The sequence below is a fragment of the Vibrio sp. D173a genome (genome assembly GCF_030248475.1).
In genome coordinates this window covers 21718-28794 of record NZ_JAHGAH010000260.1, presented here as the reverse complement: position 1 = coordinate 28794, position 7077 = coordinate 21718, and the positions used below count along the sequence as shown (strand labels likewise).

At 43.4% G+C, this 7077-nt stretch carries 9 protein-coding genes and 1 pseudogene; 7 read left to right on the top strand and 3 right to left on the bottom strand.

The genetic code is table 11. The features are described 5' to 3' along the window. Positions 1 to 241: 241 nt before the first annotated feature. Complete coding sequence (locus tag KIV40_RS23155; RefSeq protein WP_285351541.1) at positions 242 to 1459, bottom strand: multidrug effflux MFS transporter; 1218 nt, start codon at positions 1457 to 1459, stop codon at positions 242 to 244. A gap of 375 nt (positions 1460 to 1834) precedes the next feature. On the opposite strand from KIV40_RS23155, the pseudogene KIV40_RS23150 reads away from it, so the two are divergent. The 6 genes and pseudogenes from KIV40_RS23150 to KIV40_RS23125 form a co-directional block, all read left to right on the top strand. Further along, a pseudogene (locus tag KIV40_RS23150) lies at positions 1835 to 1942 on the top strand (LysE family translocator); the annotation flags it as partial. 4 nt (positions 1943 to 1946) lie between these two features. After that, positions 1947 to 2198, top strand: coding sequence for a hypothetical protein (locus KIV40_RS23145; protein ID WP_012129552.1), 252 nt, complete (start codon positions 1947 to 1949; stop codon positions 2196 to 2198). Between the two features lie 71 nt (positions 2199 to 2269). After that, positions 2270 to 2683, top strand: coding sequence for an NUDIX hydrolase (locus tag KIV40_RS23140; RefSeq protein WP_285351540.1), 414 nt, complete (start codon positions 2270 to 2272; stop codon positions 2681 to 2683). A gap of 66 nt (positions 2684 to 2749) precedes the next feature. Next, the gene (locus tag KIV40_RS23135) at positions 2750 to 3229 is read left to right on the top strand and encodes an ATP-binding protein (RefSeq protein WP_285351537.1); all 480 of its coding nucleotides are present in this window, start codon (positions 2750 to 2752) and stop codon (positions 3227 to 3229) included. A gap of 137 nt (positions 3230 to 3366) precedes the next feature. Beyond that, on the top strand, positions 3367 to 3804 hold the full coding sequence (locus KIV40_RS23130; protein WP_005533200.1) for a hypothetical protein: 438 nt from the start codon (positions 3367 to 3369) through the stop codon (positions 3802 to 3804). Next, positions 3805 to 3984, top strand: coding sequence for a DUF1289 domain-containing protein (locus KIV40_RS23125; protein WP_005533202.1), 180 nt, complete (start codon positions 3805 to 3807; stop codon positions 3982 to 3984). It begins immediately after the preceding gene. A 10-nt stretch (positions 3985 to 3994) separates the two neighbouring features. Here the strand turns inward: KIV40_RS23125 and rcnR are convergent, their stop codons facing one another. Further along, entirely contained in the window at positions 3995 to 4267 is a 273-nt protein-coding gene (gene rcnR, locus KIV40_RS23120; RefSeq protein ID WP_285351535.1) for a Ni(II)/Co(II)-binding transcriptional repressor RcnR, read from the bottom strand. Positions 4268 to 4572: 305 nt separating this feature from the next. Between rcnR and KIV40_RS23115 the strand changes: the two genes are divergently transcribed. Then, entirely contained in the window at positions 4573 to 4995 is a 423-nt protein-coding gene (locus KIV40_RS23115) for a GNAT family N-acetyltransferase (RefSeq protein ID WP_010643912.1), read from the top strand. 118 nt (positions 4996 to 5113) lie between these two features. Here KIV40_RS23115 and KIV40_RS23110 read toward each other — a convergent pair whose 3' ends face one another. Next, a complete protein-coding gene (locus tag KIV40_RS23110) occupies positions 5114 to 6874 on the bottom strand; it encodes an ABC transporter ATP-binding protein/permease (protein WP_285351533.1) in 1761 nt (586 codons plus the stop codon). Between the last annotated feature and the right edge of the window lie 203 nt (positions 6875 to 7077).

The window sequence follows — 7077 nt, the reverse complement described above, 5'->3', positions numbered from 1 at the left end:
TCAATGAGTATCAAAGGCGAGCGGTTTAGCTCGCCTTTGTTTTATGTGATTGTCTGTATAAGAACCAGATTATCAGTTCAAGAGTGCACTGATAACCGCGTCATATTTTAAGCTCCATACGTTTTTGGATAAACTAGAGCGAGTTTATTCCCAACATCGTTCCAAGTAGATCATTAAGAATCTATAAGGCCCCTGCAGTGAAAAGGAGAGCGTTGACATGCTCTCCTTATTTTACGAGTGATTAGCTGGCGTCTGATAAACCTGACATTTTTTTCATGTACACATAATTCGCCAGCCAAAGGATAGCCAAAACGAGAACGACAAGCGTCATGATTTGGACGACTGACTGCGATGTTCCCTTGTAAGCATTACTGCCAATATCGATAGCGGCAGATACTATAAACAGTCTTATCGCTGTCACTAGAGATGCCGCAATGCCCGTGAGTTCTGGAAATACCTGCATTGATTTTGCAAAAAATAAACCTATCGATAAGCCTGCACCAATCGAAAACAAACACATGGTTGCCGTTAAGAATACTGGTGAATCCAGTAAATTCGACGGTGATATGAAAAATATCAGGGTATTAGCGAATATCAGTCCAAGGCCAGTTGCTTTAAGCTTTTCAACACCGAACTTATCTATCAAGCGTGAGTTGTTCAAACTTACCAAGACAAATGTGCCGAGTGTCGCCATTTGGTAAAACGGGAACTGCTTTGGGCTAACCCCCAACTGATCGATATACAGCAAGGACATATTTGACACATAAATCATGTAGGCACCAAGGATCAAACTGGTGACTAATGTGTTGTACCAAAACTCAGTGGAAGATAAGACCGTCTTATAATCACTGAGAATACGCTTTGGTGCTAGTTTCTTTCTTTTGTTCACAGCGAGAGATTCTGGCAAGAACAGGAAACATTTGAGTGCGGAAATAAGCACGAGAACTGCGATAAAAACGAAGTTTGCTTTATAGCCCATATGTAAGCTGATCCATCCACCAATGAGTGGAGCAAAAGCCATGAGACTAACCACCAATGTGTTTAAGTCTGAAATGAGTTTTGCTGCTGATTCTTCCTCGAATAAATCGAAGATCATTGCCGTACCCACTATAACACATGCTGAGCTTCCAAAGCCTTGCAATAGGCGAAATGCCAGCAGCTGTTCAATACTTGTCGAAAAGATACAGCCAATGCTTGCGGTAAGAAAAATGCTAAAACCAAATATTAACACCTTTCTGCGGCCAAAATGATCGGATAGAGGACCGTATAATAAAGAGCCGAGACAGATACCAATAAAGTTGTAGCTCAAAATGCGCTGAACCATAACAGCACTGGTGTTGAAATCGCTGAGTATATCGGGAAATGTTGGTAAATAGATATCCGTCTCCATTGCGGCACCAAGGAAGATAAACACCATTAAAAATCGAAACCACTTTCCCTCATGAGATATGAAAAACATAGTTAATCCACTGTGATTATTCTAATAACAAGAAATACATGCTCCGCAAAACGGGGCATTGAGTATGAGTTAGGTTTTGTTGGTGGGATGTTGCGTAATGGAGAGGAGTGTTACGCAAGGTCGGCTTTTCCCGGCGCTTGGTTGTGATCAAGCTGAGCATGAATGTAACATAATATTTCAATGCTGCAAGCGTGACTTCAATGTTTTTCAGCTATTTTTTTCGAAAAAAAAAGATATCTCTTAATGTGCTTATTGTTATTTAAGTGTCTGATATTAATGGTTTAAATCATTAATGTATAGCTTGAGTTTATTTAATTTGATCGGCACTATAGCCCCGATAAATAACACATGTTGTATGAAGCCTCATGGAGAAAAATGGATCTGAGCTCAATTTTACTGTTTGCCGTCGCTTGCCTTGGTATCAATATGATTCCTGGGCCTGATGTTATCTATATCGTTTCTAATACCATGAAAGGGAAAATATAAAATGCAATACTTTCAATACTATGGCATCGATTGGGTAGCTATGGTGCTCACTTTTCTCGCGATTTGGCAGATCGGTAATAAAAACAAAATTGGATTCATATTGATGATGTGCGGCAATACAAGTTGGGTGGCCGTTGGCTATTTGACGGGCAGTGTCGCTATGATCATCGCTAACGTTATTTTCTTCTCGATGAATTTGAGAGCGATCATAAAATGGTCCAAGCCAGAGCCTAACGCTAAAACGGCAGCGTAATAATAAACGAATTAAAATGCTACGCTCGACAAGCTAATAAAGTGGACGTAGCGATTTGAAATGGACGATACATGAATAAACAAGTAAGAGTTGGAGTGGCGACCATCATCCTTCGTGAGGGGGCAATATTACTCGGTGAGAGAGTTGGATCTCATGGAGCGAATACTTGGGCTACACCCGGCGGGCACCTTGAACTCGGTGAGAGTATAGAAGATTGTGCGAAGCGAGAAGTGCTTGAAGAAACGGGCCTAATCGTTGATTCAATAGAAAAGTTCACTTTTACGAATGATATCTTTGAGAAAGAAGGTAAGCACTACGTCACCTTGTTTGTCGTTGCATCGAGTGCCAGTGGCGAACCTCAAGTCACTGAGCCGGATAAATGTAAGCAGTGGAAATGGTGTCGGCTAGATGATTTACCAGAGCCACTGTTTCTACCGTTGATTAACTTACTTAAAGAAGATAATACGCTAGAAAACTTTGTATAAAGCAACTGTTTAGTTTGGCGTTAAATAGGTATCGAATGGTGTTTTTTGGTTCATTAAGGGGAATGTATGGCCCAAATCTATTTCGTATGTGGCTTTATTGGTTCTGGTAAAACAACGTATTCTAAAGCCCTTGCAGAAAAGCATGGTGCTTTTCGTTTCTCTATCGATGAATGGATGATTCCTTTGTATGGCGAACACATGGAGCGTGAAGTCTTCGATAAACGATTGGCGACACTGCAATGCCTCTTCAAAGAATCAGCGCAACAACTGTTTTCTCTCGGAGTCCCTGTTATTTTTGATTTCGGTTTCTGGCGTAAGTCAGATAGAGAAAGCTTTATCAAATGGGCATCAGACGTTGGTATTGAGAGTGAAGTACATTATCTCGACGTCCCTTTTGATACATGTAAGCAAAGAGCCTCTCTGCGTAACGCAGACCTAAACAGTAAGTCTTATCATATGACACCAGAAATGCTGGACCTATTTTGGTCTTGGTTCGAGATTCCAACGGACAGCGAAAATGTGACTTGGGTTAAACAAGCAGGGTAAGCATTTTGAGTAAAGAGCTCATGGTTGCACCGTCTCCCTTCCCTCCAGTGCAATTTCCACATATACTAGGGGGTAGTATTTTATACTTGGGGGGAGTATATTTTTCAAATCGTAACTCATGGGGGGAGAGTGACAACATGAAAGATGTTAAGGGTGTTTTTCGTAACCTAGAAAAAATGCTGGAAAAAGCTAACTGGTTTGAAGACGGTTGGGAAATTTATAACCGCGGAGAATACCTCCAGTTATACAAACAAAATTGGTTCAACGAAAACCAAGGTGGCGTTCATTTCGAGACTTTTATCGAGGGGCCGCAGATCAAACAAAAAGCATTTCCGGTTTGCATGCACGCAGAAGAAGATTGTCCATCACAGGCAGAATTTATTCGTCAATTTAAACAGCTAGAAGGCAATCGCATTTCAAGCTGGAAGGGGTATAAAACGCTAGATAACAGCTATGGTATCTGTCAACGAACTATGCCACTGAATTTTAAAAATCTAGAACAACGTTTGTTTGAAGAGTTCAACCGTCTGCGTGCTCTCGAAGCAAGTATCGATAAAGTATTAGATAGGCTCTAAGTGAAAAAACAAAAAAGTCCTTGTGTGGATTTGTGCGATTTTTCACACCGTAAAGGGTGGTGCGCTGGATGCGGAAGAACGCGAGAAGAGTGTAAGGCGTGGAAGTCGATGAAGCCTTATGCCATCAACTCGCTCAAGAAGGATTTACAAAAGCGTCTATCTCAAATGAAAGCCGAATAAGACCAGGCAACTACTTGACGTAGGAGTCGATTACCTTCATCACAACGTTCATATCAGCCTCGCGCTGATCTTTATCCTCTTCTAGAACGAGGTGCTCATGTAAGTGGCCTTTAATGACCTCTTTCATTAAGCCATTTACAGCACCTCGGATTGCGGCAATCTGTTGTAATACGTCCTGACATTCTTGCTCTTCATCCAGCATTTTTTTTAGACCATTTGCTTGGCCTTGTATTTTACTGACTCGAGCCGTGAGCTTTTTCTTATCTTTGGCTGTGTGTGACATGGCAAAAGTTCTCAATGTAATTGGCGGAAGATAGGTATGAGACGTAATGTAGCACCGAACTTATACTGGGGGGTAGTGTTTTAAGTTGTTTTCTAAAACCAACTACAGCGACGTAAATACCTTGAATTCCCCCAAGTCTTTTGGTGTTTCATTCATTGCGACACTGGCTCAAACGTACTCAACAAAAATTGTGTTTTTAGGCACTTATAAAATACCTAAAGGCTATGTATAGTGGCGGCAAGCGGGGAGCTACAAGCTGCTTTTATCTCAGCATTCCCCGTGTTATTACAATAAAAAGGTAAATGATGATTGAAGTAGTAAACGTCACTTTTGAAGGTGAAAATGAACAACATATTCGTTCCATTCGTGAACGTGTTTTTATCAACGAGCAGGCTATCTCCCCGGAAATTGAATTCGATGGACTCGATAATGTGGCAATGCATTCATTGATTCTGTGTAATGGTAAACCCGTAGGCACCGGACGAATTTTAACTGACGGCCACATTGGACGTATCGCCATCCTTAGCGATTTCCGAGGTCAGGGCTTAGGTGCAAAAATTGTGTTGTCTCTGGTTCAGGAAGCAGAGAATAAGGGTTACCCGCGTGTTTATCTTGGTGCGCAAAAGCATGCGATTGATTTCTATGCCAAGCTGGGCTTTAAGCCTTTTGGTGATGAGTTTCTATCGGCTGGAATTGTGCACTTATCGATGGAAAAGACGTTGCGTTAAGACGCCATCGGTCGGTTGATCGCGCAGCTTTTATCTAAGCTTACAAAGCGCGACTAGGTAGAGAGCTGTGGACAGAGAAACACAAAGCCCGCTAAGGATAGCGGGCTTTGTATTATGGTTACTCTAAGTGCTTAAACTGTAACGCCACTAAACGCTGGTACAACTCACAGCTTTGCATCAACGATTGGTGGTTACCGATATCAATCAACTCTCCACCATCTAACACGGCTATCTTATCCGCATGTTGGATAGTCGACAGTCGGTGGGCAATGATTAGCGTCGTTCTGTCTTTCATAAGAGCCTCAAGTGCCTGCTGAACATGATGTTCACTTTCACTGTCTAGTGCGCTGGTGGCTTCATCAAGCAATAGGATTTTAGGGTCTTTCAAAATGGCACGAGCAATGGCGATGCGCTGTTTTTGTCCGCCAGACAATCTCACGCCACGCTCGCCCAAAAAGCTGTGGTAACCATCTGGTAGTTTTTCGATAAACTCATGAGCATGTGCTTTCTTCGCTGCTTCAATGACCTGCTCGTCAGTAGCATCCGGATTACCGTAGCGGATATTATGGAAAACATCGTGTCTAAACAAAGCCGGTTGTTGCGGCACCAATGCCATTTGACCACGAAGATCGTTTGGATCGAACTGACGAATGTCTTCACCACCGAATAAGACTCGCCCTTGCTGCGGGTCATAAAAGCGTTGTAGTAGTTCGAACAACGTCGTTTTACCTGCACCTGATGGGCCAACCAGAGCCAACACTTTACCTCGTTCAGCCGTTAGGTTTAATCCTTTCACTGCAGGCTGGTCTGGGCGGGAAGGGTAGTTGAAGTTCACTGAATCAAACGTTACTTCCGCAGGCATAGTGTCGGTGATCGGCATGTGATTAGTTGGTGCCGTGATGTCACTTTCCACTTGTAGAATCTCAATCAACCTCTCTGTGGCACCTGCAGCTCTTTGCAGTTCGCCCATTACTTCTGAAATCGTCGCTGTAGAGGATGCAACCATAATGGCATAGAACACAAATGCCGCTAGATCGCCGCCCGACATCTTACCGTGAATAACGTCACTGCCGCCGACCCAAAGCATCCCGGCAATAGCACTGAATACGATCACGATAACGCCGGAAATCAGAATCGCGCGTTGTTTGACTCGCTGTCTGCCAACCTCATAAGCTTTCTCTACTTCTACTGCAAATGCCGCGCGCTCATGTTGCTCTGAGCTAAAGCTCTGCACGGTTTTGATATGCTCAATCGCTTCACCAGCGTAGCTGCCTACATCTGCCATCGTGTCTTGGCTTTTCCGAGATAGGGCGCGTACTCGTCTCCCGAAAACCAAAATAGGAACCAAAACAAACGGCACGGAGGCCAGCACAATCAAAGTGAGCTTAAAGTTAGTCGCAAACAGCATGATGATGGCACCAACACACATGATTGCGCTGCGCATGGCCATCGAAAATGAGGACCCGATAATGCTTTGCAACAGCGTTGTGTCTGTGGTGAGCCGAGACATTATATCGCCGCTGCTATTAGTCTCAAAGTAACTAGGGTGCAGTGTCATTACATGGTTAAACACCGCAAGACGAATATCCGCACTCACGCGCTCGCCTACCGAGGAAACCAGATAGAAACGGAAGAACGTGCCCGCAGCAATACACAGTGTCACGCCGATGATGAACTGTATCGCGTTAGTGAGTTCTTGTTGTGATTGTTGGGCGAAGCCTTGGTCTATCAGCATACGTACGCCGTAACCCACGGATAGCGTTAGACTTGCTGTTGCGAACAGGGCAACCAAAGCTGCGGCAACTCGCCATTTATGAGGCGAAATGAAGGTGTTGAGTTTTAGAAGAATGCTGAGATTTTTATTATTTTTTCTGCTCATGAGTGGCTCACAAAGCGTTATAGGTAACAGGCATAGTAAGCGACTTTTAAGAGAGAGACCAGAGGTCTATGGCAATGGGCAGACGATCTTTTGTGGAAAAGCACCAGGGGCTGTTTGATTGTAAATTTATCAAAAAGGTGGGTAATCAGAGTGAGTTAGCCCAGCTAGGCCAACTCACTTTATTTACGCTTTTGGCTGATACG

Bases quoted from the DNA above. Each gene is read 5' to 3' on its own strand.
- KIV40_RS23115 (WP_010643912.1), top strand. From the start codon at position 4,573: ATGATTGAAGTAGTAAACGTCACTTTTGAAGGTGAAAATGAACAACAT.
- KIV40_RS23140 (WP_285351540.1), top strand. From the start codon at position 2,270: ATGAATAAACAAGTAAGAGTTGGAGTGGCGACCATCATCCTTCGTGAG.
- KIV40_RS23155 (WP_285351541.1), bottom strand. From the start codon at position 1,459: ATGTTTTTCATATCTCATGAGGGAAAGTGGTTTCGATTTTTAATGGTG.
- rcnR (WP_285351535.1), bottom strand. From the start codon at position 4,267: ATGTCACACACAGCCAAAGATAAGAAAAAGCTCACGGCTCGAGTCAGT.
- KIV40_RS23135 (WP_285351537.1), top strand. From the start codon at position 2,750: ATGGCCCAAATCTATTTCGTATGTGGCTTTATTGGTTCTGGTAAAACA.
- KIV40_RS23110 (WP_285351533.1), bottom strand. From the start codon at position 6,874: ATGAGCAGAAAAAATAATAAAAATCTCAGCATTCTTCTAAAACTCAAC.
- KIV40_RS23130 (WP_005533200.1), top strand. From the start codon at position 3,367: ATGAAAGATGTTAAGGGTGTTTTTCGTAACCTAGAAAAAATGCTGGAA.
- KIV40_RS23145 (WP_012129552.1), top strand. From the start codon at position 1,947: ATGCAATACTTTCAATACTATGGCATCGATTGGGTAGCTATGGTGCTC.